General features: G+C 68.6%; 25 protein-coding genes and 1 pseudogene. 14 read left to right on the top strand and 12 right to left on the bottom strand.

Going from position 1 to position 26,207, the window contains the following annotated elements; genetic code table 11:
• Positions 1-76: 76 nt before the first annotated feature.
• Positions 77-1,555, bottom strand: coding sequence for a dihydrolipoyl dehydrogenase family protein (locus CHC05_RS39965; protein ID WP_089256034.1), 1,479 nt, complete (start codon positions 1,553-1,555; stop codon positions 77-79).
• Positions 1,556-1,637: 82 nt separating this feature from the next.
• Positions 1,638-2,207 (bottom strand): TetR family transcriptional regulator, encoded by a 570-nt coding sequence (locus CHC05_RS39970; RefSeq protein WP_089256080.1) that lies wholly within the window; start codon positions 2,205-2,207, stop codon positions 1,638-1,640.
• A 79-nt stretch (positions 2,208-2,286) separates the two neighbouring features.
• Here CHC05_RS39970 and CHC05_RS39975 point away from each other — a divergent pair, with 79 nt between their 5' ends.
• Both CHC05_RS39975 and CHC05_RS39980 read left to right on the top strand, forming a co-directional pair.
• Positions 2,287-3,168, top strand: coding sequence for an oxidoreductase (locus CHC05_RS39975; protein WP_089256036.1), 882 nt, complete (start codon positions 2,287-2,289; stop codon positions 3,166-3,168).
• Between the two features lie 10 nt (positions 3,169-3,178).
• Positions 3,179-3,628 (top strand): hypothetical protein, encoded by a 450-nt coding sequence (locus CHC05_RS39980; RefSeq protein ID WP_144022996.1) that lies wholly within the window; start codon positions 3,179-3,181, stop codon positions 3,626-3,628.
• 40 nt (positions 3,629-3,668) lie between these two features.
• Here CHC05_RS39980 and CHC05_RS39985 read toward each other — a convergent pair whose 3' ends face one another.
• On the bottom strand, positions 3,669-4,475 hold the full coding sequence (locus CHC05_RS39985; RefSeq protein ID WP_089256040.1) for a hypothetical protein: 807 nt from the start codon (positions 4,473-4,475) through the stop codon (positions 3,669-3,671).
• A gap of 560 nt (positions 4,476-5,035) precedes the next feature.
• On the opposite strand from CHC05_RS39985, the gene CHC05_RS39990 reads away from it, so the two are divergent.
• Positions 5,036-5,242 (top strand): hypothetical protein, encoded by a 207-nt coding sequence (locus tag CHC05_RS39990; protein ID WP_089256042.1) that lies wholly within the window; start codon positions 5,036-5,038, stop codon positions 5,240-5,242.
• A 33-nt stretch (positions 5,243-5,275) separates the two neighbouring features.
• On the opposite strand, the gene CHC05_RS39995 is transcribed toward CHC05_RS39990, so the two are convergent.
• Entirely contained in the window at positions 5,276-5,575 is a 300-nt protein-coding gene (locus CHC05_RS39995; RefSeq protein WP_144022997.1) for a hypothetical protein, read from the bottom strand.
• 288 nt (positions 5,576-5,863) lie between these two features.
• On the opposite strand from CHC05_RS39995, the gene CHC05_RS40000 reads away from it, so the two are divergent.
• Complete coding sequence (locus CHC05_RS40000) at positions 5,864-6,382, top strand: nucleotidyltransferase domain-containing protein (RefSeq protein ID WP_089256046.1); 519 nt, start codon at positions 5,864-5,866, stop codon at positions 6,380-6,382.
• Between the two features lie 43 nt (positions 6,383-6,425).
• Here CHC05_RS40000 and CHC05_RS40005 read toward each other — a convergent pair whose 3' ends face one another.
• The gene (locus CHC05_RS40005; protein WP_089256048.1) at positions 6,426-6,977 is read right to left on the bottom strand and encodes a riboflavin biosynthesis intermediates N-glycosidase; all 552 of its coding nucleotides are present in this window, start codon (positions 6,975-6,977) and stop codon (positions 6,426-6,428) included.
• 839 nt (positions 6,978-7,816) lie between these two features.
• Here CHC05_RS40005 and CHC05_RS41160 point away from each other — a divergent pair.
• Positions 7,817-9,742 (top strand): hypothetical protein, encoded by a 1,926-nt coding sequence (locus tag CHC05_RS41160; protein ID WP_144022998.1) that lies wholly within the window; start codon positions 7,817-7,819, stop codon positions 9,740-9,742.
• On the opposite strand, the gene CHC05_RS41165 is transcribed toward CHC05_RS41160, so the two are convergent.
• Complete coding sequence (locus CHC05_RS41165) at positions 9,651-10,184, bottom strand: hypothetical protein (protein WP_179266596.1); 534 nt, start codon at positions 10,182-10,184, stop codon at positions 9,651-9,653. The two genes, CHC05_RS41160 and CHC05_RS41165, sit on opposite strands and share 92 nt — an antisense overlap.
• A 668-nt stretch (positions 10,185-10,852) precedes the next feature.
• Positions 10,853-11,275 carry a hypothetical protein gene (locus tag CHC05_RS40020; RefSeq protein ID WP_089256054.1) on the bottom strand — a complete coding sequence of 141 codons (423 nt, stop codon included), beginning with the start codon at positions 11,273-11,275 and terminating at the stop codon, positions 10,853-10,855.
• A gap of 542 nt (positions 11,276-11,817) precedes the next feature.
• On the opposite strand from CHC05_RS40020, the gene CHC05_RS40025 reads away from it, so the two are divergent.
• Genes CHC05_RS40025 through CHC05_RS40040 form a run of 4 tightly spaced genes read left to right on the top strand, consistent with a single transcriptional unit; the run spans position 11,818 to position 16,926 of the window.
• Positions 11,818-13,614 carry a hypothetical protein gene (locus tag CHC05_RS40025; protein ID WP_144023000.1) on the top strand — a complete coding sequence of 599 codons (1,797 nt, stop codon included), beginning with the start codon at positions 11,818-11,820 and terminating at the stop codon, positions 13,612-13,614.
• The gene (locus tag CHC05_RS40030; protein ID WP_089256058.1) at positions 13,611-16,160 is read left to right on the top strand and encodes a CHAT domain-containing tetratricopeptide repeat protein; all 2,550 of its coding nucleotides are present in this window, start codon (positions 13,611-13,613) and stop codon (positions 16,158-16,160) included. Before CHC05_RS40025 ends, CHC05_RS40030 begins: the two co-directional genes overlap by 4 nt.
• Positions 16,157-16,474: a hypothetical protein gene (locus CHC05_RS40035; RefSeq protein WP_089256060.1), complete on the top strand. Its 318-nt coding sequence runs from the start codon at positions 16,157-16,159 to the stop codon at positions 16,472-16,474. The genes CHC05_RS40030 and CHC05_RS40035 overlap by 4 nt, the downstream gene beginning before the upstream one ends.
• Positions 16,471-16,926 (top strand): hypothetical protein, encoded by a 456-nt coding sequence (locus tag CHC05_RS40040; RefSeq protein ID WP_089256062.1) that lies wholly within the window; start codon positions 16,471-16,473, stop codon positions 16,924-16,926. Before CHC05_RS40035 ends, CHC05_RS40040 begins: the two co-directional genes overlap by 4 nt.
• Before the next feature lie 8 nt (positions 16,927-16,934).
• Here the strand turns inward: CHC05_RS40040 and CHC05_RS40045 are convergent, their stop codons facing one another.
• The gene (locus tag CHC05_RS40045) at positions 16,935-17,249 is read right to left on the bottom strand and encodes a transcriptional regulator (protein ID WP_089256064.1); all 315 of its coding nucleotides are present in this window, start codon (positions 17,247-17,249) and stop codon (positions 16,935-16,937) included.
• Positions 17,246-17,953 carry a hypothetical protein gene (locus CHC05_RS40050; protein WP_089256066.1) on the bottom strand — a complete coding sequence of 236 codons (708 nt, stop codon included), beginning with the start codon at positions 17,951-17,953 and terminating at the stop codon, positions 17,246-17,248. The genes CHC05_RS40045 and CHC05_RS40050 overlap by 4 nt, the downstream gene beginning before the upstream one ends.
• 102 nt (positions 17,954-18,055) lie before the next feature.
• Here CHC05_RS40050 and CHC05_RS40055 point away from each other — a divergent pair, with 102 nt between their 5' ends.
• Genes CHC05_RS40055 through CHC05_RS40065 form a run of 3 tightly spaced genes read left to right on the top strand, consistent with a single transcriptional unit; the run spans position 18,056 to position 20,896 of the window.
• Positions 18,056-18,553 carry a SigE family RNA polymerase sigma factor gene (locus CHC05_RS40055; RefSeq protein ID WP_089256068.1) on the top strand — a complete coding sequence of 166 codons (498 nt, stop codon included), beginning with the start codon at positions 18,056-18,058 and terminating at the stop codon, positions 18,551-18,553.
• Positions 18,550-19,944, top strand: coding sequence for a hypothetical protein (locus CHC05_RS40060; protein WP_089256070.1), 1,395 nt, complete (start codon positions 18,550-18,552; stop codon positions 19,942-19,944). Before CHC05_RS40055 ends, CHC05_RS40060 begins: the two co-directional genes overlap by 4 nt.
• 58 nt (positions 19,945-20,002) lie before the next feature.
• Entirely contained in the window at positions 20,003-20,896 is an 894-nt protein-coding gene (locus tag CHC05_RS40065) for a hypothetical protein (protein ID WP_144023001.1), read from the top strand.
• On the opposite strand, the gene CHC05_RS40070 is transcribed toward CHC05_RS40065, so the two are convergent.
• The 3 genes from CHC05_RS40070 to CHC05_RS40080 form a co-directional block, all read right to left on the bottom strand.
• Complete coding sequence (locus CHC05_RS40070) at positions 20,883-21,947, bottom strand: hemolysin family protein (protein ID WP_089256074.1); 1,065 nt, start codon at positions 21,945-21,947, stop codon at positions 20,883-20,885. The two genes, CHC05_RS40065 and CHC05_RS40070, sit on opposite strands and share 14 nt — an antisense overlap.
• Positions 21,944-23,284, bottom strand: coding sequence for a hemolysin family protein (locus CHC05_RS40075; RefSeq protein ID WP_089256076.1), 1,341 nt, complete (start codon positions 23,282-23,284; stop codon positions 21,944-21,946). Before CHC05_RS40075 ends, CHC05_RS40070 begins: the two co-directional genes overlap by 4 nt.
• A 148-nt stretch (positions 23,285-23,432) precedes the next feature.
• The gene (locus CHC05_RS40080) at positions 23,433-25,310 is read right to left on the bottom strand and encodes an ABC transporter ATP-binding protein (RefSeq protein WP_245871482.1); all 1,878 of its coding nucleotides are present in this window, start codon (positions 25,308-25,310) and stop codon (positions 23,433-23,435) included.
• 60 nt (positions 25,311-25,370) lie between these two features.
• Here CHC05_RS40080 and CHC05_RS40085 point away from each other — a divergent pair, with 60 nt between their 5' ends.
• On the top strand, positions 25,371-25,856 hold the full coding sequence (locus CHC05_RS40085; RefSeq protein WP_089256078.1) for a GNAT family N-acetyltransferase: 486 nt from the start codon (positions 25,371-25,373) through the stop codon (positions 25,854-25,856).
• A 153-nt stretch (positions 25,857-26,009) separates the two neighbouring features.
• A pseudogene (locus tag CHC05_RS40090) lies at positions 26,010-26,207 on the top strand (RNA polymerase sigma factor SigF); the annotation flags it as partial.

Raw genomic sequence — 26,207 nt, forward strand, 5'->3', positions numbered from 1 at the left:
CCCTCGGTGTTTGCCACCCTTCGACCGATTCTGGTCCTCCGCGGGAGCCGGGCCGGCGAATATCGAAGAGCCCCGATCAGGGTTGGCGGCGTCGCTGGCGCAGCGTCTCCAGCAGCTTCAGCCAGATCTCGCTGACGGTCGGGAAGCTGGGCACCGCGTGCCAGAGGCGGCTGACCGGCACCTGGCCGACGATGGCGATCGTGGCCGAGTGCAGCAGTTCCGTCGTGCCGCTGCCCGCGAACGTCGCACCGACGAGGGTGTCGGTGGCGCGGTTCACGATCAGTTTGGCCCGTCCGTCGTAGTGCTCGCGCGAGATGGCCGCGCCCGAGACCGCCGCGATGTCGAACTCGGCCGTCTCCACGTCGATGCCGCGTGACCGCGCGTCGGCTTCGGTCAGGCCCACCTGGCTCATCGGCGGGTCGAGGAACACGACCTGGGGCACGGCGTCGTACTCGGCGGTGGTCAGGGCCCCGGTCCCGGAACCCCCGGCCGCCCGGGCGGTGATCGCGTCGCCGGCGATCCGGGCCTGGTACTTGGCCATGTGGGTGAGCAGGGCGCGTCCGGTCAGGTCTCCGGTCGCGTACAGCCAGTCGGTGCCGACCACGGTGAGCTGGTCATCGACGTCGAGGTAGCCGTGCGGGGCCGCAACGCCGACGGTCTCCAGCCCGATGTCGTCGGTGCCGCCGCGGCGCCCGACGGCGACCACCAGTTCGTCGGCCTCGACCTGGTCGCCGTTGTCGAGGGTGACGGTCACGGGTCCGCCGTGCAGGCGACCGACGCCCGAGTTCTCCGCGTCCGGCCGCTTGACCCGCGTGACGTTCGTGTCGAGCAGCACGGTGATGCCCGCCTCGGCTAGGTGCCGCGCCGCGAAGTCGCGGGCGAACGGTTCCATCGTCTTGAGGAGCGTGGGGCCACGGTGTACGAGGGTGGCCTCCGCGCCCAATGCGCGCAGCCAGGTGACGGACTCGCACGCGACGGCGCCGCCGCCGATGACGACGACCCACCGGGGCACCTCGCGGAGCGCGGTGACGTCGCGAGAGGTCCAGGGGAACGCGTCGGCGAGGCCGTCGGTGGGCGGCACGTAGGCCGAGCTGCCCGTCGCGAGGACCACGGCGTGCTCGGCGGTGAGCGTCCGCACGTCGCCGTCCGAACCGGTCACCGCGACCGTGCGCTCACCGGCCAGGCGACCGCGTCCGCGTACGAGGTCGATGCCGTTTGCCTTGAGAAAGTCGACCTCCTGGGAGTCTCCATAGTGGAAGGCGATGTCGTCGCGGCGGCGCAGGACCGCCGGCACGTCCAACGAACGACCGGCGATCATCTCGCGTACGCCCGGCAGGTCCCGGCCCTGGCTCTGCGCTTCGACGGGCAGCAGGAGCGCCTTGCTCGGGCGGCAAGCCCAGTACTCGCACTCGCCGCCGATCAGGTCCTCTTCGACCAGCACCGTCGACAGGCCGGAGAACTGGCTGGCGTACTGCGCGGCCGTCTCGCCGGCCTGCCCACCCCCGACGACGATCACGTCCCAGCGGTCCCGATTCGGACCTTCGCTCCCAGACACGGCGGTCTCCTTTCGTCCTGCCCCAAGCGTGGGTCGGACGGACGGCGCACCGCATCCGCCAGTGGCTAGCCGGACTGGCGTTTTACGGCGCTAGCAGCGTCGTGAGCGCGGCGACGACCAGGGCGCGGCGGGTGGCGGGGTCCTGGGGTGCGGACAGATGTAGCTCCGGGGTCAGCACCGACCACATGTTCGCGATCGTGAGGACCAGGGCGAGGACTTCCGCTGCGGTGAAGCGGGTCGTCACGTGCCCGGCGGCCTGGGCTTCGGCGATCGCGTCGATCTTCGACTGGTTCGCGTCCAGGACGGCCTTCAGCGGGGCCTGGTCCGGGGATCGCTCGAGGCGGTGCCAGGCGGCCAGGCGGAGGGCGTCGGGGTGCGCTTGTCCGGCGTCGAACAGGCGGCCGGCGTACTCCGGGAGGTTCGTGGCATCCATCGGGGCCTCGGACAGCGCCTGGCCGACGAGCTGCTCGAAGACCGCGGCGAAAAGGCCGTCCTTGTTGCTGAAGTGAAAGTAGATGAGCGCCTTGTTGACGCCCGCCGTTGCGGCAACCCGGTCGACCCGGGCGCCGGCTATGCCGTAGGCAGCGAACTCCTGATAGGCAGCCTCGACCAGGCGGCGGCGGGTCTCCTGGGCGTCTCCGGCAGGTGGCATGTGGCTCATATTACTTGACTAACCGGTTAGTTGAGTTGACTATCTAGTTAGTCAACTTCTTCTCCGAAGGGGGTACGTCGTGAACGTCGCGATCGTCACCGGTGGTGCTGCTGGCATCGGGTACGCCACCACCGCCGGGCTGGCCTCGCGCGGGGACCACGTCGTCCTCGCGGGCCGGCGGCGGCCGGTGCTGGAGGCGGCCGCGGATCGGCTGCGGACGGCGTACCCGGGCAGCGTGATCTCCACCGGAGAGCTGGACCTGGCCGACCTGGCCTCGGTCCGGTCGTTCGCCGCGCGGGTCAGCGCCGCGCACCCGCAAGTCGACCTGCTGGTCAACAACGCTGGTGTGATGGCCGTGCCGGAGCGGCGGTTGACGGCCGATGGATTCGAACTGACCTTCGGGACCAACCATCTTGGCCACTTCGCCCTGACCGGCCTGCTGCTGCCGGCGCTGCTCGCCGCTTCCGCGCCGCGAGTGGTCACGGTCAGCGCGGCGATCGCCCGGCGCGGCCAGCTTGACCTGGACAATCTGGACTTCCACCGGGACTACCGCCCGATGCGGGCGTACAGCGCGGCGAAGCTGGCCAACGTCGCGTTCGCGCTGGAGCTCGCGGCCCGCACGGACCGGCTGCGCAGCATCGCCGTGCATCCGGGCACGGCGGTCACGGGGCTCCAGCGGCACGTGTCACCGTTGGTGCGCGTCGCTGCTTCTGGCTTGATCGCGGTCATGGGGCAGAGCGCGGAGGATGCGGCGCGGTCGTCGCTGTTCGCGGCCACCGACGCGTCCGTCCCGAATGGTTCGTACTACGCGCCACGCGGCTTCGCCGAGGGCCGTGGCCGGCCGGCGCCGGCCCGCATCCCTGACGCCGCACGGGATGCCGCTTTGCGCGACCAACTCTGGGCGGCCTCGGAACGGCTGACCGGCGTCTCCTACCACCTGGCGACGCCGTTCCGTCGGTAGGCTGCCCGGCGTGAGTTGGGAGTTCTGGATCCACGCTTATAGGCCAGAACGCGACCGGGCGCGGCCGTTGCTGGATGACGGGCGAGCGTTGCCTGTTCCATCGGCCGGCTCGGCGCGGCCCAATGTGGCCCAGGTCGTCGCGGCCTTCGCGGAAGCCGGCCTGCATGGGCAGCTCGGCTTCGAGATCGCCGGCCTGGACCTGCCGGACGGGGACGACTACTCGCGAGATCTGGGAACCGTTTATCTGAGCGACAGCGAGCCCGCACTCGATCCGGACGCTCCGGTCGAGATCACTTTGTACAAGCCGGGCGAGACAACATTGGCGGCGACGCTAGCTGTGCGCCACCTCCTCGGCCCGGTCGTCGTCATCGCCTGCGACGACGACCTCGAAGACGAAGTGCTGCTGGTCCGCCCGGACGACGACCCGTCCGCACTGGCGGCGGCGTGGCAATGGCCCTGACGACGAGAGGGTGGCCCCAGCCCGGTGCACACTACGGCTGCTAGTCCTCCGGCGTGCCGGTTCCGAAGTGGACTCGGACGCCGGGTGGCACGCTGTGCTGTCCCGTTGCCGCCGGCTTGACCAGCCGGAGCCATTGCTCCGCCTGGCCGGCCGGGAGCGCCGCGGCAACCCGCACCTCGGGGGCCAACAATGGGTAGAGCCGCCCGTAGGTCCACGAACGGTCGTAGGGTGCCTCGTCGAGGACCACGATCCGGCGCCCAGCGACCGGCTCGATGTCGCTTGGCCGGCCCTCGCCCCAGATCCACGCACCGCCGGCGTCGACCAGGTTGAACCGGCCGTGGATCGGGGTCCGCGACGCCATCTCGCCGTCGGTCGCGGCGGCAACCCACGCGGGTTCCGGCGGCACACCCGGGACGAGTCCACCGCCGATCAGCGCGTCCGCGAGCAGGGTGTAGAGCTGGAAGTTGTCACCGACGCCGCTGATGGTGACCGGGTGGACCGCACCCGACGCGCGGTGCACCACGATCAGCGGTTCTTCGTCGAGCACCAGCAACAGCCCGAGCAGCCAAGGCGCGTCGGCGATCTCGTCGGGCGCCTGTGCGGCCGCCTCGACGAGCCGCTCCCGCTGCGGGATCGCCGCGCGGGCACGCTTCTGTTGCAGCGGCAGCAGCAGCGCGGGAATCCACTGGTTGACGGTGAACCAGGCCTGGGTGATCTGCGACGCCTCGTCGGCATCCAGCCCGCCCGCGGCGGCCACCCGCTCGACGACCGCTCGCGCCGACGCGGGGTCGGTCGGCTCCGCCGCGTCGGTGCCGGCCAGCGCGGGGAACCGGGCCGCCTGCTCCAACCCGACCGGATCCGCTCGGCCAGCACGTCGAGTGCGACGGTCGCGTCGCCTCCGGCCTCGACCAGCCCCGCGGCCAGCGCGGCCAGCGCCGCGCCATTGCCCAGCGGCACCTCGGCCAGCGCTGGACGCAGCCGGGTCAGCGCCTCGGTGAGCGTTGCCGGGTCAGCCCGCTCGACCGCGCCGACCAGGGTTGTGAACGTCTTCTGGGCCGCGCCTTCGTCGTGCCGGGCGATCGCCTCAGCCAGGTCGGCGCACAACTCGACAACGGACGTCTTCCGCCTCCACCGCATCGGCAGATGCTAGAAGACGCGGACATGGACGAACCGAGGGCCCAGACCTAGCGCCTGAGCGTCGTAGTCCGCCAAAGTCAGGCGGGCGACCTTGCCGTTCACCACCGGTGCGATCACCATGTTGTTCACCGTCTGGCCGGTGGGGGCGGATCGCGGTCTGGTTCGCCGACGCTGGCCGTTCGGCTGACCCCCTGACCGTCATCCACCCCGACGGATACGCAATCCCGTCGCCTGATCCCGTGGATGGGACCCGCACGACACTATCGGTCCATGCTGAAATACACCCCGGACGTCGGACTCCTCAAAGCGTTGATCGCCATGAACGACGGCAAGACCGGCGTCATCCTCACCCCACCAGACCAGCAGGTGGTGGCGTGGGTGCACCAGCAGGGCTACCGCGTGACCCTCGTCGAGGGAACCGCCGAAATCCGCCCCGGCGACGTCATGAACATCCCGCTGCAACCACTGACCTTCTGAGACCGATCTCCACGATGGCAAGGCCACGGTCGGTCAGAGATCGATCCGTTTCTCGACGGCTGCAGCGTCGTCCGCGGCGCCGAACCGGAGAATGGCATATGCCGGTCTAGGCGAGAAGGCGCGTAACTCGGGCTCCATGACGGCAAACAGCTTCGTAGCGTCAGGGCCGTAGGCGAAGAGGACGGCCTCGCCGCCGCCGAGCTCGTTTCCGTCGAACTCGCCGACGCCCGCATCGGTGATCGCCTTCTCCAAGCGGTCCTCAAGCGCGTGGATCGCCTCGACCACGTCCGTCTCTCCGAGCCCATCCCCGGGCAATGTGTAGCGCACCGTCACGGAATGGTCGGGTGAGCGAGTCCGCCCTTCATCGAAGGCCGGTTCGGCACGCGTACACGCGGCCAAGACGCCCAGCAGGAGAGCGGCGACAGTGATGACGGCGGCGGTGGACCGGCAGTCTTGCCGCACGGGCGTTTTGAGCACGGCATCAAAGTACGACTCACGCTGTCACCCGCAAAGGCCCAAGTGGTCGATACCGCAACCTACTCCAACCAGACCCGCCAACGCCCGTGAGTCGTCCAGCCGGCGAGATCGCGGCGCGTACAGCAGCGTGCCAGGATCGCAACCATGGACAAGAAGGCCGAAGGGCAGTTGCGTGTTATCCGGGAGGTCGTCGCTGCCCTGCAGGCAGCCGAGATCCCAGCGTGGCTGTTCGGCGGCTGGGGACTCGATGCGAGAATCGGCCGGATCACGCGCGAGCACGGCGACGTGGAGTTCTGGGTCGAGCGCATTCATGCCGAGCGCTCGAAGGCGCTTCTCGTAGCAGCTGGCGCCACGGCCCTGCCCACTCAACCGCCAGAGGAGTCCTGCGAATACACGTGGGATGACGTCTCGTTCAGCACCGCCTACTTTGATCGGCAGTCGAACGGATCGTTCAGCCAGCCCCTTGGGCGGTTCTCCGACTGGCTGTTCCCGCCCGGATCGTTCGGTGCGGAGCCCGTGACACTCGATGGCAGGCCAGTCCTGGCCATGAGTGTTGCCGGCATGCTCGCTATGAAGGAGCAGTTCCCCAGCCTGCGCAACGGTCGGCCATGGCGGCAGAAAGACCTCACCGACATGGAAATACTCCGAGGGCTGGCCAAATGAGCGGGCGGGTTGTTGTCGCCGTGGCAGTGGCCCTGACCGGGCGTCAGAGCCGTGCGCGGGCGTGCATCAATGCGAAACCCAGCAGGTTGAGGCCGCGCCATCGGGTCGGGTCGGATGCGTCCGGGTCGTCGGCGGCCAGGCCGATGCCCCAGACCCGGTCCAGCGGGCTGGCTTCGACCAGCACCCGGTTGCCCGTACCCGAGAGAAATCGCCCTAGGTCCGGATGCTGGCCGAACTTGGCCACGTTGCCGGCGACGACGAGCTCGAACCGGTGCTCGGCCCAGACCGCCTCGTCGAAGCTGCGGACCTGCCTGCCCAGCGCCTTGACCGCACCTGGATGCGCTGCCGCGAGCATCCGCCCGGCAAGCTCCTCGTCACCGAACAACCGCGCCTTGCCGGCCATCATGTAGTGCTCGGCAGTGGCGTACCGAACCCCGTCCACCACGAACGGGGCCGGCCACCACTGGCTCAAGCAAGCAGGCCCGACGCCACCACCCGGCCGGGCCTGGTGACCCCAGAAGAGCAGATATTTGACCCGGCCGCCCGCACCCACATGAGCCAACAGCTCAGGCAGGCTTTGCGGCGCGAAGATCATCCCGGACACGTCCAGCAGATTGCCAAACCCAACGGACAGAGGCCAGCGAGTTCTGGGTCAGGGTAGGAAGCGCATCTCGGGGAACGCACGGCTCGGGCCCCCGATGAGACACTGCCGTCGGTGGCGTGGGTGCAGTTCGAAGAAGGCGACCGGATGCGCCTGCGAGATGCGCTCCACTCGCCAACATAAGGGCATGCAACCGCGGCCGGCACCCGGTCGCGAGTCCGGGATTGGGGACAACACCGTGAACGCCAGCCATCCCTCTACGGCCGCGACGCGAGAGGTGCTGCTCTACTTCAGGGCCGACCACCTGGGTATCGCGCCACCATAAGGGTTCTTGTGGTGGTGCGGTGGTTCGCGTGCAAGATGGATCAACTCGAAGGCGCTTCGCCCTGACAACCACGAACGCACCTTTCTTGCTTTTGGGTAACCCGTCCAATCGAAGCGAATAGACCTACAAGGCGGCGTGCGGCTACACGATAGGGCGATGTGGAGGGACGTCGCCGGGTCCATCATTGCAGAAGGTCACCCAATAGAGATCAAGTTAGCCGCCGGGGAGGCTCGGCTGAAGAGAGGGGTCTCCGTTGCAAGAGGCCAGCGCAGCGACCATACCCACGGTGGAGTTGAAGCTCGACCCAACGCCGGTTGCGAGGTGGCTCTTACGCAATCGGCCAGACGACTTTCGCCAGCCCGAGGAGTCTCACGCTGGACTTGCGGAGGAAGTGGCTCAACGCATAGACCTTCTCGCGGAGCGTCTCACATCTCAAATTCAAGCTCTCCAAAGACTACGGGAAGCAACCACATTCAAGGCTCAAAGTAGGTTCTGGGTACCGTTGGTCGTGGCTTTCGTCGGGTTCTTCGGCGGCTTGGCATTCTTAGTGAATTCGAACGGCAATTTCACTTACTTAATGATTCTAGGTGGGATTTCACTCCTCGCGAGCACGGGCGCCGGCTGGCTGTCGATACTGGAGTACGGACCGCGCCAAAGGAATCTCGCGGCTCGCGAAGAGGCGGACCAAGAACTCAATGATGCGTTCGGCGATGCGGTCGCGGAACTACTTCGAGAGATTATCTTGGAGCGGACTCCTGAGGAACAATCTTGGGGGTCTGCCTTCAATTCTCAGTATGCGCCAACTCTCGTTGGGATCGGCGTCGATCAAGCGGTTTCCTCGTCTACTTATACGGAATTGTCAAAATTCATCGCTGACCACCCTACCTCAGCGATCGGAATAGCCGGTCCGCGAGGTGTAGGTAAGTCGACGCTGATGGAGAAGTTGATCGCCGGTCGACGGGATGTCGTGGGTGTTCGGATCCCTGCGCCTAAACGTTACGAGCCAGGTGCGTTAATTCGCCTGATTCATGGAACCATCGCGCAGGAAATACTTCATCCAGGGGCGGGTATACGCGCCACTGCGGACCTTAGCAAGGGGCGACGGCGCCTGATGCGGCGCGTCGGAGTGGGAATCCTATTCGTCGCGATTGCCATTGGCATACTCTTTGTCTGGTCGATTGACCAGGAGAAGCGGACTTACGACTCGTCGCCTGGCTGGCGGGTGAGCACATTAACTGTGCTGTGTATTGCAGCCGGAGGGATCTGGCTGGGATTGTTCATTCGCAGTCTCTGGTCGACACTTTGGTCGCTGCGCCATAGGTTCGCCTTTGATTCCGGTCTGGCAACCTCTAGCCGCGCTGTACTTCAGCGTCTAGCCCGAGAGGAACTTGAATACTTACGATACACGACTACGACCCAGGCAAAAGGTGGAATGCGCCTAAAAACGGGCTTCTTCACGCTTTCAGGAGAAGATCAACTGACCCTCGCCGAACGCGAACCAAACGAGGCAGACAGCGCTGAGCGACTCCGCCAGTTTCTTCGTGACGTGACCCGTATCGGCGACCGGCCCGTAATCCTTGGCATCGATGAACTCGATAAGATGGACAAGCCAGAAGACGTCGTTGCGGTTGTCAACAGCATCAAAGATCTGTTCCACATTCGAGGAGTACACGTCCTTGTGTCGGTCTCGACTGACGCGATGCACAGCTTCGCGGCACGCGGCGTGATCGTCCGCGATGTTTTCGACTCGGCATTCGACACCGTCGTCGAGGTGCGTCGTCTAGGTCCAACAGAATCGGCAGACCTTCTGGCGAGGAGGGCAACGGCGTTTTCCTTTCCCGCGATGTACTTCTGTCATGCCTGGTCCGGCGGGCATCCTAGGGACTTGATCCGTGCCGCACGTTCGTGCGTCACTCTCAGTGCCGAAGAGAAAAAGGTACTGCCGCTGTCGGTTGTTGTCGACCATGTTCTCTCCGAGGACATACTCGCACTCCTTCGGGCAACTGTCGATCGACTTCGTTCTGATACTCACACCGTTGCTGCAGTCGAAGACCTGATAGCCTTTCGCGACCTTCTTCGAGAAGAGAGCGGGGCGTTGCATAATCGAATTCAATCTGCGCTCAAGGTCGCCACATTGCCGGTAATAGAAGGTCCGGTTACCGAAGGCAGCCTCATGGTTCAAACCCTTCTTCCGTATTTGGAATTGGCGGCTTTGACCAGTGTGTTTTTTAGTGTCGCTCGCGGGCCAAGGCAGTGGAAAAAGGAAGAAATTGAGCAAACCGTTTCGGAACTCGCCGCCGCGCAAGCCTCTATGTCGAGCCATCCAATGGAAGCCATTCGGGCTACACGTCGAGTCCGAGCGTCAGTCGAACGGTCTCTGCTCGCCGACGGCGGTGAACTTCCTGCTCCGCGAGTCCCACAGAGCGGGCGCTGAATGCGCTGCCCCGACGACGAGGTGTCGTCGACGGTGAGCAGCTCTGCGTTGCGCGCCATCCGGCGATCTGCGCGTTGAGTTCACGGACATTGTGGTCCTCGACCCACGTGGCGCGGGCGGCGTCCATGGCCTGCTCCCACTCGCGCCGCTGATCGGCGTTGGCCTGTTCGGCGGCGGCGTCCGCGGCCTCGTCGAGACCAGCGCGGCGCTCCACCTCCGCCAGCACCCTGTCCAGGATGTCTTCCAGCCGCCACCGTTTCCGGTCGGCCCACCGCCGGCGCCGGCCATGGGACCGCCATCCGTCGTAAGCGAGCTCCAGCGTCAGCGGGCCGGACGGTATCCGCCGCTGCTGCGGAGAGACCCGCTGCCAGTCATACACACCGGCCGCGTCCAACTCGACAGGATCCGGGAGATGGTCGACGGTGTCGAACTCCTCGGACACCACAAACGGGTACCGTCGCCCGCGGACGACCACGGCCAGGCCACGTTCCTGGTCCTCGGTGACGTCTAAGCCATGACCGGCGTTGCATGCTCGCGACGCCAAGGCCTCGATGACCCGCAATGCCTGCGGCAGCGATTCCCGACTCACATCCAGCGAGCCGTGTTGCCACCCAGCTGGGCCATCACCCGCGCCACGTCATCGAACACCTCGGGTCCCTCTGATCCAGACAGCACAGCGTCTCAGCCGGTGGAACGCGAGGACGGCCCGGTTGACGGAGCGGCCACTGCGGATTTGGCTGCGCGGCGTCCGGGCGACGACCCAGGCTTGCGAGTCGACGGCCGCGCCGGCGTTTCTTGGTGACGGCCGTGTTCGAGGTAGAAGCCGCCGGCGTCAGTGATCTCCGCCCTCCACACGCCACCGGACCGGGGAGTCCTCACCAGCCGCCGAGATCGCAGCGCATACACACTGATCGCCAGCGCTGACTCCAGCGACGTCGTCGGATCCCGGCCGACACCTATTCGCTGCAACAACTCCACCTGATGAGGCAACAACCTCGGCCACCGCGCCACCCCACCAGACCTACCGCCGCGGCCCGGCCACTTCAAGGATTGACCACGACGCAGGCTCAGGACGCCACCACGGCACCCACATCGCGGCATGAGGGTGCGTCAGACAACGTCTTCGAATGACACCTCTCCGGGGCGCCAGCACATCCAATGCCCGTCTTCGAAGCCGTCCAGCAAGGCGATCTCCGGACCGGGAAGAACATCCTCAATGTCGGGATGCAACACGATCGCCGCTTCGTCGAACTCGATCCTGAGGCCACGGCCAGTCTGCTCCACGGTCGCGACAACGTTGCTCGGAATGAACGCTCGCAGGGCGTCGGCGTAGCCCAGCTGGCCCGGCGCGATGAGGCCCGTCTTCGTCTCGACAACCGGCAACACATCGCAGTTGAGCACCGGCATATCCGCCGTCGGACCATCGAAGCGCAGTTGCACGTAGTCCATGACGAACTGGAACGAGAAGAGATGGAACCCGACGAGCCGACCCAACAACTCGTTGGGAACGTACGCGCTATGTTCCGACGACATGCCGCCATAGTGCCCCGAACACCCGCGCGACGAACATCCTCATTTCGGCATGAGCGGGCGTCACGCCAGGCTCTGGACGGCAGGTTGCAGCGTGGTCGGACGTTGCGGTCGGCGCCAAGGGGTAGGAGGGCGGGAGTCAGACTCGACTCGTACGGGGACCAAGCCGGACTCGTCCGCACCGGGATTGACCAGGCAATACGCCGACAGAACACGAACACATGAGACGCTCGGGAGCGTCGCATGCCCACAATGGACGATTTAATGTGTGGTTTTGGCTGGCCACCTGACCAGGGACGAAACGTGCAGTGGGGTCCCGAGTCGGGTCGCTATCCGGCCCGTCGAGCCGCTGTCCAGGGACTGGTGCCCCGGCGGGGGCGGCTGATGTGTGCCAGGCCACGCCCCAGAGGTCGGCTGGCGCGCGTGAACCTGGATTCACACCTCAAATGCGTGTCGTTCTTACGACTGCGAGCACGGGTCGGCGGCGGAAAACTGAATCAGGACTGATTGGGGCTGCCGATCATGCGTCTGCCAGGGATGTCGTGGTGATCGTCACCGCGGTCGCGGTGGCGCTCCTCGGCGAGGTGCTGCTGCGCTGGCACACGAGCACGTTCATGACAATCATGACCCGACGCCCTCGCCGGGCGGTCGCGCGGCGCGGCGTCGGCGCGGTTCTCGTGAGTGTCGTGGTGGGCATCGCGCTCTCGTTGGCGGTCGCGCAGATCCTGGAACGTCTCCACATCGTCAGCCTGGTCGTGCTCGCGCTGCTGCTCGGGTTCAACCGCGCGGTAGGGCTGGGTGTCGGTTCGTTGCTGGTGTTCTCGGTGTGGCAGCCCGACCTGGCCGTCCTGCTCTGGTTCGTCGCCCCGCTGCTGGTCGTCTCGGTGGTGACGATCGGGGTGTCCGGGTGGACCTCCATGCTGTTCGGCGCGTTGGACATCCAGGAAGGGCCGACGCCGTGGACGCTCCTGCTCACGGCCACCGCCGGCGGTGCCGCCGCTTGGGCGATCTGGTCGTGGTCGGGCTGGGCTTCGGTCGCCGTGCTCGCGAGTCTCCTTGTGTTCGTCCGGTGGTTCCGGCTCACCGGGACCGTGCCCGCGCCGTGGCGCGTTCAGCTGCGGCGCAGGGAGTGGTTCCGGTTCGTCGTCGTCGGCTATCTCGCCTTCTCGCCAGTCGGTTCGGCCGTGGTGGACGAGCTGGCCGAGTTCCGGCCGACGTGGGTGCTCATGGTGGCGATGCCGCTCGCGGCCGGCGTCGCGCTCGCGACCTTCCCCGTCCCGTACCCGACGGCACCGACGCTCGTTCCGGCTGGTGCGCGGATACGCCAGACGCTCGCGCAAGGCGGTTTGTTCGCGGCTCTGCTCAGTGCGCGGTTCCCCGAGTCGCCGGTGACACCTGCCTTGTTGACGACCGTGGCGCTGGTTACCGCGGGTGCGCTGGTCGCCATGGCGCTCCTGCGGGCGACGCCGTTCAACCAGGTCGTCGCCCAGGACCTGATCCAGCTGATGGGTGACACCGACGACGTGTTCGACGACTGGGCCTGGCACGCCATCATCCGGCGCCGACACTCGGCGGACGCCGGGCTGCTGACCATGCTCGCCGCCAAAGCCGAACAGAGCCTGGACAACCGCACACCCACCACGGAGGCACTGCTGAACCTGGCACCCTTCGACGCGGACCTGGCGATGAGCCGGGCACGGGACCCGTTCGACTCGTGGACGTTCCTGGTCGAACAGGCGTTGTCCGCGGTCGAGCGAGGTGCGCGCCGATCTGGACGCGACGTCGGCCAGCTACTGCCGTTGCTACGCGCTGCCGCCGCTCGACCGGAGCTCGCACGAGCGATGCGGTCCCGACACCTCGACGCCGCCGGTGAGGTGCTGGCGACGCAGACCGAGTGCTACGACCAGTCCGGTCTGGCGATCCTGCGCGACGAGAACAGGTTGCTGGAGGCCCGGATCAAGTTCGGAGCCGGCGACGACGCGGGCGGGATCGCGATCGCCGCGGAGATCCTCGCCCAACCGCACCTTGACGCGTACAACCGGCGCGACGCTTTGCTGCTGTTGACGATGTCCAGTGTGCTGGACGGGGACCGTGACGCCGTGGCCGAATACCGGGAAGCTTCCGCCGGTCTGCGGGTCCGCTGGTCCGACCGGCGGCAGGTCTGGGCCGCGGCCTGGGCGATGCGGCCGATCCTCGGCGTGCGCTGGCTGCGGATTCCGCCGCAGGCGTGGCGCGGCTTCAAGAACAAGCACGCGACCGTGATGAGCGACGAGTTGACCCCACAGCTGGCCCTCGACATCTTCGACACGTTGGGCGCCAAGAGCAGGATCCTGGCACCGTGACCGTCGACTGGACAGCCTGGCTCCTGAACTCGGCGGTGGCCTCCGACGGGTCACCGGTGGCAGCGCTGGTGCAGCGGTCGCTTCAACACCGCCGCGCCGGCGATATGGAGCAGGCCGTCAACTCCGCGCGGGCCGCACACCGCCTGGCGGGCACCGACCCCGAGTGGTTGCCGGTCGTCCAGCACCTTCTGGGCTCGCTGCGGAAGGCGATGGGCGACCACCGCGGCGCGATCGAGCTCTACGAGTCCGCCCTTCAAGGCATGACCGAGAGCTTCGGCGAGCAGGCTCCGCAGACCGAGATCGTCCTGCGGGCCCTCGCCGACGCGCACCACAAGATCGGCCATTTTGACACGGCCCACGACTACTGCCTGCGAGCGCTGGCGATGACCCGGGAGGCCCGGGACGTGCGCTACGCACTGGGCTGCCACCTGCTCGCTCGGATCCGCAGCTCGATCGGGGACTACGCCGGCGCCGAAGCCGCCAACCAGGAGGCGAACGAGATCCTGGCCAAGGCCAAGGGCGCCACACCGGACGCGATGCTGCTGTACGCGGCGAACATCAGCCAGGGCGCCGTCTACCGGGTCCGGCGGGGCGACCTCGGCGCGGGCGTAGCCCAGCAGCGCAAGGCGCTCAAACTGCGGCGCCGGCACCTTCCTCCCGACGACCCCGCGGTGGCCGAAAGCCTCACCCACCTGGCCAACGCCGAGCTCGCCGCCGGGCACCCACGCCGAGCCCGCAGGCTTCTGCGCAAGGTGCTGGCGATGCACGAGCGGATGGGCGAGCATGCCGACAAGGCGCGCCATATCAACGACCGGATCGCCCACAACCACGTGGGTTTCCTGCTTGGCCGCAGGACCGCCGAATCCGCCGCGGCGGTGATCCTGGCCGACGCGCGGGAACACCTCGGCGAGCATCATCCGATAACCATCGACGCGCTGCTTCATGTGGCCGAGGTCCAGGTCGCCGCGGGGCGACCGAGGCAGGCGCTCGAGTTGGTGTGCGCCGCGGTCGCCGGCGAGAACCTACGGATCGGTCCCGTTTTCGCCACCCGGTCGGACCAGGAACGGCTCGCCTTCGTCGCGACGCTCTACCAAGCCCGCGATCTCGCGCTGTCGGCGCTCGTCGCCGACCCGGGCGTACCCGCGGATCGGGTTCTCCAGATCGTCGCTCAACGCTCCGGGCTCACCCTGGACGCGGTGGTGCACCGGCACCAGGCCGTGCTGTCCGGCAGGTATCCGGAGCTGGTCGGCGACGTCCAACGTCTGCGCGAGATCGACGAGTCGCTGGCCGGCATCGCGTTCGGAGCCACGCCGCCGTCCTTCCGGACCGTCCGCGACTGGGAGCAGGAACGCGACCGCTTGCAGACCGGGCTCGTCGGCCGAATCCCGGAGCTGCGCCGCGAACACGACCTCGTGACCGCGACCGTCGAGCGGCTGGCCGAGGCCCTGCCAGCGGACTCGACCCTGCTCCAGTACGTGCGGTTCGCGTACAGCGAGGACCGCCGCGCCGGACGGCCGCGCGCCTGGTACGGCGCGTTCCTGTTGACGGCGGGCCAACCCGGGTCGGTGCGGTTCGTCGACCTGGGTCCGGCCGACGAGCTCGACCGGATGATCGGCGAGTACCGCAGGGCGATCGCGCCGGCGACCGGTCGCTCGATTCGCGTGCGCCCGACGGCGGCCGGAACTGACTGGCGGCCACTCGCGGCCAAGATGCATCGCGCGATCATCGAGCCCTTGCGGCTCCCGACCGCCGCCCGGCTCGTGGTCGTCCCCGACGGTGATCTGCACAAGATCCCGTTGGCCAGCCTGGTCGGACCGGAGGGTCGGCCGATGGTCGCGGACGCGGTGATCACCCACCTCGGTAGCGCACGAGATCTCCTGCTAGACCGGCGACCCGCGCCGGCCGGCCCCGCTCTGGTCATCGCGAGTCCGGACTACGGCGACCATGACAGCAGGCAACGACGTGCGGCCGTGTTCGCCGTCTTCCGGCCGCTGGACGGCAGCCTGGAAGAAGGAGAGGAGATCGCCAAGCGGCTCGGCACCACCGCGCTGACCGGTTCGGAGGCCACGAAGAGCGCGTTGCGGACGACACCCGCTCCCGCGATCATCCACCTGGCGACGCACGGGTTCTTCCTCGGCGGCGCCGTTGGCTCCGGGCTGGCCTTCGCGGGTGCCAACTCGCCCGGAGACCAAGGCATCCTCACCGCGGCCGAGATCGCCCACCTGAACCTGACCGGCACGAACCTCGTCGTGCTGTCCGCGTGCGACAGCGGCCTCGGGACGATCCAGGACGCGGAAGGCGTGTTAGGCCTGTGCCGCGCGTTCACCATCGCGGGCGCCCGCACCGTCGTGTCCTCGCTGTGGTCCATACCGGACCGGCCGACGGCACGGCTGATGCTCAGCTTCTACGAGAACCTGAAAGACCCCGTAAACCTCGGCGACCCCGCCATCGCCCTGGCCCGCACGCAAGCGACCCTCGCGGCCGGGAATCGGCACGTCCGAGAATGGGGTGCGTTCGCCTGTCACGGACTCGGAGCCAACCGATGACCAGTCACGACCCGATCACGTACGAGGTCAGCACCTCGCTCCAGCTCAACGAGATCGCCGCCACCACGGCGCAGGTCACGCTGCACCCCGATGAGAGCCATCCCGTGGACATCACGGTCACCGGGCCCTGCCCGGCCTGCGACGGCGAGACGCTCCACATCGAGCCCGTGGAGTTCGTCCGCGGCGCGGTGGCCGGCGGTGAGCTGGACATGGAGATCATCTGTGCGTGCGCCTTCCCGCACGAGAACGCGCCGGAGTCCAAACCCGGCTGCGGCCGCTCGTGGCAGCTCACCATCGAATGGGACGGCGAATGACCATCAAAGTGCGCCCGGGCCCGGTCGGCACCCCGCTCACCCGCTGGCGAGCCGAACGACTGCAGGAGCTCCGGCGCACCGAGCTCGAGCACATCCGCAAGCAGGGCGAACAATGGCGTACGGGCCTCGCCGGCTTCATCACGGTGGTCCTGACGGCCGCCCTGGTGTCCGGCCGCACCCTGATCGCCGGGCATCGACCGGGCACCCAGGCAGCCATCGGGATCCTCATGCTCACCGCCGTCCTGGCCACGGCCAGCGGCATCTTCCTCAGCACCCGCGCAGCGCACGGCTTCCCGGCGCGCCCCCGCCGCCTCACGATTGACAACCTCGTCCTCGACGACCGCCGCGCCGCCCGCCGCAGCGCTCGCGACCTCCGGGCCGCCATCCTCACCGCGGGTTCAGGCCTCCTGCTGTTCATCGCCGCGATCGCCGTCGTCTGGTTCGGCCCGTAAGTCAGTGGTCATGGCCTCTCTACTCGGGCGATGAGTTGCTTGAGTCGCGCTATCTCCTCGGCGAGCGCGGTGTTGCCCGCCGCGGTCAGGGTGATCCAGGTGCGGCCGCGCTTTCCCTCGTAGCCCTTCTCGACCTCGACCAGGCCCGCCGTTTCCAGCACGGTCAGGTGTTGCGAGAGGTTTCCGGCGGTCAGCCCCAACTGGGTACGCAGGTAGACGAACTCCACCCGGCGGGCCTCGTGCGCGATGGTCAGGATGCCGAGCCTGACCCGCTGGTGCACGACGTCGTCCAGGCCGGTGACCGGGTGCAAAGGTTCGGTCACGGGGTCCGCCGCAGCCGTTGCGCCAGCGCGAAACCGCCACTGCCGAGCAGCAGCACTCCGCCGACGATGACCAGCGACGTCACACCCTGCAGGTGGCCTCCCCAGTGGACTCCCCAACCGAAGTCGATCGGCACCAGGATCACCGCCAGGTAGCCGAGGGTGAACAGCAGCAGCGCGACGTTGCGCTCCAGCCAGGCCAGCACCAGCAGGGCGAGGCCGATCCCGCCGACGGGCGTGAGCAGCCGGAACAGCACCTCGATGGACGTTGACGGGTTGAGGAGGTCCGCAGCGTCGCGGACGAACCACACCCCCGCGCCGACCCCGATCAGGGCGAACATCAAGACCGAGAAGCCGACACCCGTCAGCACGTACGGGAGCACCCGCGCGTCGACTCCCCGTTCGCGCGCGACCCGCAGGTAGACCCGCGCGATCACCACGTAGGCCACCACGAGGGCGACCAGCCAGTAGAGATCTGCCGCCGGTTCCCAGATCTTGCAGATCTCGCCGCCCTCGACCGAGTAGCAGTCGCGGGTGACCGGCTCCCCGAGCATGTTGGCGGGAATCGCCCCGAAGGTGACCAGTGCCAGCGTGAGCAGCGGCAACCAGGTCACCCGCTGCGTCAAACGAACCTTTCGCGCGAGGCCGCGCACGTCAGCCAGCAGCCGGCGGGGGTCGCCGGCGGCCGGAACCGTATCTGAAGTCATGCCAATAGGTTTCCATAACAAACCGGTTGGCGCTAGTGCCAAGATTCCGACCCCAACCCTTTCCGCGCGGGGGCGCGTCCTACCTGGGTGAGGGGGTGTGCTTTGGCCGAGACGTTCCACGATTTCGTGGTGCACCGTTCGGCGGCGCTGTCCCGGCGGGCCTACCTCCTCACCGGCGACCACCAACTCGCCGAGGACCTGCTGCAGAACGCCCTGGCCAAGACCTACCGGCACTGGCGACACATCACCGATCCCGAGGCGTACGTGCGCCGCGCGATGTACCACCAGCAGGTCACCTGGTGGCGGCGCCGCCGGCTCGCCGAACGCCTGGAGTCGGAGCCCACCGAGCAGCCGGGCGACGACCACTCCGACACGACCGCGCTGCGCCTCACCCTGGCCGCGGCGCTGCGCCGGCTCACCGCGCGCCAGCGGGCCGTGGTGGTGCTGCGGTTCTACGAGGACCTGACCGAGGCGCAGGTCGCCGAGGTGCTGGGCTGCTCGGTCGGCACGGTGAAACGGCACGGCCACGACGCGCTCCACCGGCTGCGCGCAATCGCGCCCGAGCTCGTCGACGGCACGGCGGAGAGGAGCCCACGTTGACCTCCCGACTGCGCGACTCGCTGCACGCCGCGGCGGCCGACGTTCCGACGTACCCGGTCTACGAGAAAGCGCTCGCGACTGCTCGGCGGTCCCGCCGGCGGGCCGCGGTGACGGCGGCGCTGGTTCTAATCGCACTCACCGGGGTGCTGTTGCCGTTGACCGACAATCGCGCGGCCAAAACCCCGGCGGCCGGTGCCCAGGCGCAGGCCGCACTGCCCGACCACGTCGGAGTGCCCCCGCGCGGAAGCTTGCACGCCACGGACCGACCCCGGATCGGCTCCGCCTCGGTGATCTTCACGGGTCGGGCCGAGGGCATGGAGGGGGCCAACGAGCAAAGCATCGTCGCGGTCGTCAGCGCGGACTCCGACCGCTACCGGATCATCAAAGCCCAGCCCGACACGCGCGCCGGCGCGGACACGGTGCTGTCTCCCGACGGCCGTGAGGTCGCTTTCGGCGAGTGGAGCGACAACACGGCAGGCGTGCGGATCGTCGACCTGGCCACGGGAGACAGCCGCACGGTGCGCAGCGGGGTCGCCAGCTCCGTCGACAGCACACCGGTCGCCTGGTCGCCGGACGGGCGGACGCTGGTCGTCCGGGACACCCTGCCGCCGGCCGACCCTGGGGGGAATCAGCTCCGCGACGTGCTCAGCATCGTCGCTCCCAGCGGCGAGCAGATCCGGCTGGCCGAGGCCGACCGGGTCGAGGAGTTGGGATCGCCGGTCGCGTTCGCTCCGGACAGCGCCCGGCTGGCCTTCCAAAATGGACGGACTGTGTCGGTCGTCGATCTGGGCGGTCGGCGGCTCTCCTCGTTCACGCTCCCCCCGGAGACGCAACTGGCCGGCAAGGGCGCCTGGAGCACCGACGGCCGGACCCTGACGGTCACCAGGCGCGAGGGCATGCGCTGGAGCCTGCGGTCGGTGGACCCCGCCACGGGTCGGGACCTCGGCGCGCTGGACACCCCGGCCGTGTCCGGCGTGTCCGCGATCCGGCTGCTGGGCTGGTCGGCGGACGGCTCCGCGCGGGTCGTCGCCTATCAACCGGCGGCCACCGCCGAGGTCCGGTTCGACATCTTCCTGGAGATGGCACAACGCTTGGCGTACGCGAACGTCAGCACCGTCCAGGTGCTGGCCCTGGGCCGCGGCGCCAGCACGCCCACCACGCTGCTCACCGCGCCGCGAGGTGTCGTCGCGATCGACGTGGCCGACAACGTGATCCGGGGCGGGCAGGTCCGCCACGCGAACCCGCCCACCGGCGCAGGCCCCCGCTTCTGGTTCTGGACGGCCCTGGTCACGGTCCTGCTGGCCGGCACGGTCCTATACGCCACGCGCAAACGGCTGGCGCTCTGGCTCGACGACCAACGGGTCAGAAGGCGGCGATTGGCCAACGGCTGAACGAAGATCGTGGCCGCTTCGACATCGGCTCGTTGCCGACAGGCGCGACCGTTGGTCGATGAGAAGTCGGGGACTCGCGTTGGCTTTCCTGGTGATCGCCGCCGTCGGCTGCGGTTGTGCGTCCACCGTGGACTTCGGGATGCACACGCTGGTCCTGCGGGATCTTACCGAGGTCACGGCCGTCGTCGAGGGCGAACGTCCCGGCACCGTCGTCGTCGAGAGCCGGTGGCGGGACCAGGAGCCGAGCTACTGGCTCGTGGACGACACCGGCGAAGCGCTCGAGCGCGTGCCCGAAAGGCCTACCACGACCGCCACCGTCACCGCGTGTGTGGACACGACCTGCTATCGAGTGGCGAGAACCGATTTGCGGGTCGAAGCGAGCAACGACACGGGCGGCACCTACGGCACGTCGTGGGAGATCGACGGCCGGGCGTACAACAAGCTCGTCGACACGTATCCGGACGTCGGCGACCCGGCCGATCACCTGTCCTCGCGTGCCGTCGTGGCGCATCCCGTCGACGGCGGCCACGTCGTGTTCGTCGCCAACGGCCGCGACGGTCTGCTCTACCGGGACGTACGCGGTGAGTGGGTCCGCCTCGGTTTCCCAGCGGCCGGCGAAGGTTGCTGCTTCTACCAGGCGCCCGTGTCCACCGACTGGAAGCCGCGGCCGATCGTCGTGCTGGCCGTCGTCGTCGCCGTGGCGGCGACGCTGAGCCCCACCATCGTTCTCGCGGCCCGGCGACGCCGGTCCTGGCGGTGGACCGACATCACCGGGCTCCTCGCTCTGGCCGCGATGACGGGCTATGGGGCCGCGATCGCCGTCCGGTTCCCGGGCGTCGGCATGTTCCCCGGCTGGTTCTACGGGATACCCCTCCTGGCGGCCGTCCTCGCCTGCGGACCCTCGATCGCCGTGCTGTTCGGCAGCGACGAGACCGCGCCTACGCGGCCCTAGCCCGGGCCGCGGCACCGACGATGCGGTCGGTCTCGTCGTCGAACTCGCCGATCAGCTCTTCCAACAGGTCCTCCAGCGCCACCACGCCGACCACCCGGTCGTCCGAGGTGACCACGGCGAGCTGGGAACGATGCTCGCGCATCATCCGGACCGCCCCGGCCACCGGGACCGTCGCGCCGAGCGACAGCGGCGACGACATCAGGTCGGCCGCCGTCTGCCCCGTGCCCGAGGTGGTGACCCGGACCGCTTCGCGGACGTGGACGAAGCCGCGCACCTGGCCGTCGGCGGCGATCACCGCGAGCCGGGATCGGCCGCTGCGCCGGCTGGTCAGCTCGATCTCGCGGGCCGGTGCCGTCGGCGGCACCGAGACGACCTCGGCCAACGGGGTCATCACCTGCGCCACGGTCGTGTTCTGCACCGCCAGCATCGCGGTCAACAGCTCGTGCTCGGCCGCGGCGATCGTGCCGTGCTCGCGCGACGACTGGAGCAGCAGGCGCAGCTCGTCCGGGCCGTGCACCTGGGCCAGCTCGTTCTGCGGGCGCACCTTTACCAGCCGCAGGCAGGCGTTGGCCAGCTGGTTGAGCGCGAGCAGCGCCGGCCGGAACACCCAGGTGAACGCGCGGAACGGGCGGGCGAGGAGCAGCGCCGACCGCTCCGGGTGGCTGATCGCCCACGACTTCGGGGCCATCTCACCGACGACCACGTGCAGGAAGCTCACGACGATCACGGCCAACAGGAACGCGAACACGTACGAGAGGCCCGATGGCAGCCCGACCGCGTCGAAGACCGGGTGCAGCAGGTGGCTGACCGTCGGTTTGGCCAGGGCACCCAGGGCCAGCGTGGACAGCGTGATGCCGAGCTGGGCGCCGGCCAGCATGAGCGAGAGCTCGCGTACGCCGGCGATCGCCGAACGGGCCGATTTGTTGCCCTCGGCGGCGGCCTGCTCCAGGCGGTGCCGCTTGGAGGCCACGAGCGCGAACTCGGCGGCCACGAAGAACCCGTTGGCCACGAGCAGCAGCAGCGAGATGATCAGCGACCAGGTCGTGTTCATGCCGGCACCACCTCGAGCGAGACCTCGTCCGGCACGTGCCGGCGGACCGACTCGACCCGCAGGCGGGCCCGACCCGGCGACACCGGCTCGGCGTCCTCCGAGAGCACCGGCGGCAGCTCGACCAGCACCACGTCGCCCGGGTTGGGCACCCGGCCGAGCCGTTGCAGCACCAGGCCGGAGAGGGTGTCGTAGGTGGGCGACGTCGGCAGCACCACGCCGGTGGCCTCGGCCGCCTCGTCGAGGCGCCAGCGGCCGGGCAGCGACCACAGGCCGTCGGGGCGGTGGCGGGCGGAGGGCTGCGGCAGGTCGTCCTCGTCGTGGATCTCGCCGACCAGCTCCTCGGCCACGTCCTCGAGGCTGATCACGCCGGCGAAGCCGCCGTACTCGTCGATCACGCAGGCGAGCTGGCGGTGCTCGGCGCGCAGCCGCTCCAGCACCGCCGGCAACGGCAGTGTCTCCGGCACCAGCACGGCGGGCGCGGCGAGGGTCTCGACCAGCACCGTGCCGCGGTCCGCGGGCTCCACCTCGACGATGTCGGCGACCGCGACGATGCCGCGTACGTCGTCGACGGCCGAGCCGAGCACGGGGAACCGGGTGTGGCCGGTGTCGAGCAGCGCGACCACCCGCACCGCCGGGTCGGACGCCCGGACCGTGACCACGTCCACCCGGGGCACCATCGCGTCGCCGGCCGTCCGGATGCGGAAGTCGAGACCGTGGTCGAGCAGCCGCGACGTGTCGGCGTCGAGCTGGCCGGACTGGCGCGAGCTCTCGATGATCCGGTCGAGATCCTCGGTCGTCGCGCCCTGCGGCAGCTCCTCGACCGGGTGAATGCCGACCGAGCGGAGCAGCTTGTTGGAGGTCGCGTCGAACAACTTGATCAACGGCCCGGCGATCTTCAGGTACGCCACCGTCGGCCGGGACAACGCGCGGGCCAGCGCGTCGGGCTTGGCGATGGCGAGGTTCTTGGGCGCGAGCTCGCCGACCACCATCTGGATCACGGTGGCGATCAACAGCGCGATGGCCACGGAGATGGTGGCGGTGACGCCTTCGGACGCGCCGCTCAGGCCGACGAGGTCGGCGATGCCCTCGCCGAGGTACGGCTCGGCCAGGTAACCAGCGAGCAGGGCGGTGACGGTGATGCCGAGCTGCGCTCCGGAGAGCATGAACGACAAGCGGGACGTCACGTGCAGCGCGCGTTCGGCGGCGGCGTCGCCTGCTTCGGCCTCAGCGCGCAGCTTGGACCGGTCGACAGCGACGTAAGCGAACTCCTGGGCCACGAAGAAGCCGGTCGCCACCGTCAGCGCGACGATGATCACGAGGCCCAGCAGGATCAGCATGACCGGAAGACGCTTTGCCGCGGCAGCGGCAAAATGTCTGAGGACCCTAGGTGAATCTGTGCGGGAAGCCGGTCGGAGACCGGCTTGGTACTACCTTCATCCACCCGCCGAGATTATCGGGATTCGCTGAGGGTTCGCTGGGAACTTGCTAACCGAGGTAGCCGCTGGCCTGGAGGTGGAAGAGTTCCTGGTAGAGCCCGCCGGCAGCGACCAGCTCCGCGTGACTGCCGTGCTGCACGATGCGGCCGTGGTGCAGCACGTAGATCTGGTCGGCGTGCCGCACGTTGGCGAGCCGGTGTGTGATCAGCACCACCGTGCGGTCCGGGCGGCGGCGCAGCTGCTGGAACATCGCGTGCTCGGCCCGGGCGTCCAGGGCCGACGACGGCTCGTCACAGATCAACAGGGCGGCGTCCCGATAGAAGCCGCGGGCCGCGACCAGGCGCTGCCACTGGCCGCCGGACAGGTCGTGGCCGTCCTTGAACTGCCGGTTCAGCAGCGTCGCGTACCCCTTGGGCAGCTCTTCGATCATCTCGTGGGCCAGCGCCGCGGTCGCCGCGTCGACGACCGTAGGGCCGGTCTCCCGATCGCCGCGCCCGACCGCGATGTTCTGGTGCGCGGTGAAGGGGAACTTCCACCAGTCCTGGGTGATCACCGCGACCTGCGCGGCCCGACTGGCCGGGTCGAGCCGCCGCACGTCGACCCCGTTCCAGGTGATGGTGCCGCCGGTCGGCTGGTAGAGCCCCGCGAGCAGCTTCGCGAGGCTGGACTTGCCGGAGCCGTTCTCGCCGACCAGCGCGATCACCTGACCCTTGCGTACGGTCAGCGTCACCTCGTCGACGGCCGGCGTGTCGGTGTCGGGGTAGCGCAGGCTGGCCCGGTCGAGCCGGATCTCGGCGAAGTCGCTGGCCGGCTCACCGCTCGGTTCGGGTGCCTGCGCCCAGGCCCGGTCGACGAACGCGCGGAAGTCGCCGTAGTAGAGGGCGTCCTCGTACAACCGGTTGGTCGCGTAGATCGCGGTGTTGAGTCCCATCTGTGCGGCCTGCAGGGCCAGCAGCGCGGTCGCGGCGGCGGCCAACGGGATCGCGCCGTCGACGAGCATCCAGCCGAGCACGCCGTACAACGCCAAGCTGGCCAGGCCGCCCACGGCCGCGCCGACGGTCCGGGTGCCGGTCTGCGCGCGGACCAGCCGCATCTCCGCCGCCGTCTGGCCGCGCATGATCCGCTCGTACTGGCCGAGCAGGAAGTCCCGCATCTGGTAGCTGCGTACCTCGGCCGCGGTGTGCCGGTTGGCCATGATGCTGCCGAGCAGCCACATCCGCCGGCGCCGACCGATGAATGCCAGCATGGCCAGGTATTCCCGGCGGGCCATCCGCACCGCCGTCACCGCCGACGGGATCGCCGCGAGGATCAGGCAGGGCAGCAGGATCGGCTCGATGACGGCGATCGCGGCGGCCGTGGCGGCAACCCGGACCAGGCCGGTCAACAGGTCCACACTGGAGTTGACGATCGAGGCCGCCTCGACGATGCCCCGGTCCTTGGCGCGGTCCATCTCCTCCGCGAAGCCCGAGTCGTCGAACGCGGCCAGCCCGACCGCCGTGGTGGCGCCGAACAGCCGCAGCTCGACCGCGTAGTTGATCTGCGGAGCCATCCGGGCCTGGGCCCAACCGGCGGCGATGGTCAACCCGCCCCGGATCGAGACGGCGACCGCGGCCACGACCAGCGCGGGCAGGGCGGCCGCGATCCGGTCCGGGGTGGGTCCGGCGGCGAACAGCTCGGTCAGCACCGTGCTGGTGGCCAGCAGCCCGAAGGTGGTGGCGACACCGGCGACGACGTTGAAGGCGATGGCGGCGATCGTGTCGACCCGGTTGGCCTGCCAGGCCAGGGCGAGCGCCTCCCGGACGATCGCCGGCAACCGGCGGGCGACGGCCCAGAAGCTGGTCTCGGCGAAGGACTCGCTGTGGTGAAGCCAGCCGGCGGCCTCCAGCTCCGGCAAGGCGTCGTGGTCGTCGATCGTCTGCTGAGCCACAGGGCCGCTCCTGGTTTGCCGGGGGGCAGCGTGGTCTCCATCCACTCTAGTCTCGGTCCCGTGGAGATTCGCGAGGCTTCGGCGGCCGATTGGCCGCGCATCTATCCGTTCTTCGCCGCCATCACGGATGCCGGCGGCACCTATGCCTATCCCCTCGACCACACGCTGGAGTCGGCGCGTCCGTGGTGGATGGAGCCGCCGCCGGGCGTGACCGTCGTCGCGACGGACGGCGGGGAGATCCTGGGCTCGGCGAAGATGGGACCCAACCGCCCGGGTCGCGGCGCGCACATCGCGACGGCCAGCTTCATGGTCGATCCGGCGCACCAGGGACGCGGCATCGGCAAGGCCCTCGGCACCTATGCGGTCGAGTGGGCGCGGGCGCAGGGCTACGTGGGGATGCAGTTCAACGCCGTGGTGTCGACCAACGTCGTCGCGGTGCGGCTGTGGCAGCAACTCGGCTTCACGATCATGACGACCATCCCGGAAGCCTTCGACCATCGCGTGCACGGTTTGGTCGGCTTGCACGTCATGTACCAAAAGTTCTGAGCGGCTTACGTTAGCATTAGTCCTTTTTGGAGGAAAGATGACTCATACTTTCGGCTAGCTTCTTCTCGCTGACCGGCTTAGAGTGAGCGTCGATTGGTTAACCCGTGCTCCATAGCAAAGATCGCTATTCGGGTACGTCCTGGGAGGCCCACGATGTCGACGCAGACCCTCTTCAAGTCCACTCCGGACACGGCGGAGCCGACTGAGCTGCTCGCCGCCCTGGCCGCGCTGCCAGCCGACCACCCGTCCCGGGCGACGTTGCGCGACCGCACCATCGAGGCCTGGCTCCCCCTGGCCAACCACCTCGCCCACCGCTACAGCGGCCGCGGCGAACCCACCGACGACCTCCTC

It is taken from the genome of Asanoa hainanensis, from assembly GCF_900188485.1.
GTDB lineage: Bacteria > Actinomycetota > Actinomycetes > Mycobacteriales > Micromonosporaceae > Asanoa > Asanoa hainanensis.

What these genes read in the sequence shown, in the direction of transcription:
- CHC05_RS39970 (WP_089256080.1), bottom strand. Translation starts at nt 2,207, where the DNA reads ATGCCACCTGCCGGAGACGCCCAGGAGACCCGCCGCCGCCTGGTCGAG.
- CHC05_RS39990 (WP_089256042.1), top strand. Translation starts at nt 5,036, where the DNA reads ATGCTGAAATACACCCCGGACGTCGGACTCCTCAAAGCGTTGATCGCC.
- CHC05_RS40000 (WP_089256046.1), top strand. Translation starts at nt 5,864, where the DNA reads ATGGACAAGAAGGCCGAAGGGCAGTTGCGTGTTATCCGGGAGGTCGTC.
- CHC05_RS40005 (WP_089256048.1), bottom strand. Translation starts at nt 6,977, where the DNA reads ATGATCTTCGCGCCGCAAAGCCTGCCTGAGCTGTTGGCTCATGTGGGT.
- CHC05_RS40020 (WP_089256054.1), bottom strand. Translation starts at nt 11,275, where the DNA reads ATGTCGTCGGAACATAGCGCGTACGTTCCCAACGAGTTGTTGGGTCGG.
- CHC05_RS40035 (WP_089256060.1), top strand. Translation starts at nt 16,157, where the DNA reads ATGACCAGTCACGACCCGATCACGTACGAGGTCAGCACCTCGCTCCAG.
- CHC05_RS40040 (WP_089256062.1), top strand. Translation starts at nt 16,471, where the DNA reads ATGACCATCAAAGTGCGCCCGGGCCCGGTCGGCACCCCGCTCACCCGC.
- CHC05_RS40050 (WP_089256066.1), bottom strand. Translation starts at nt 17,953, where the DNA reads ATGACTTCAGATACGGTTCCGGCCGCCGGCGACCCCCGCCGGCTGCTG.
- CHC05_RS40065 (WP_144023001.1), top strand. Translation starts at nt 20,003, where the DNA reads ATGAGAAGTCGGGGACTCGCGTTGGCTTTCCTGGTGATCGCCGCCGTC.
- CHC05_RS40070 (WP_089256074.1), bottom strand. Translation starts at nt 21,947, where the DNA reads ATGAACACGACCTGGTCGCTGATCATCTCGCTGCTGCTGCTCGTGGCC.
- CHC05_RS40075 (WP_089256076.1), bottom strand. Translation starts at nt 23,284, where the DNA reads ATGCTGATCCTGCTGGGCCTCGTGATCATCGTCGCGCTGACGGTGGCG.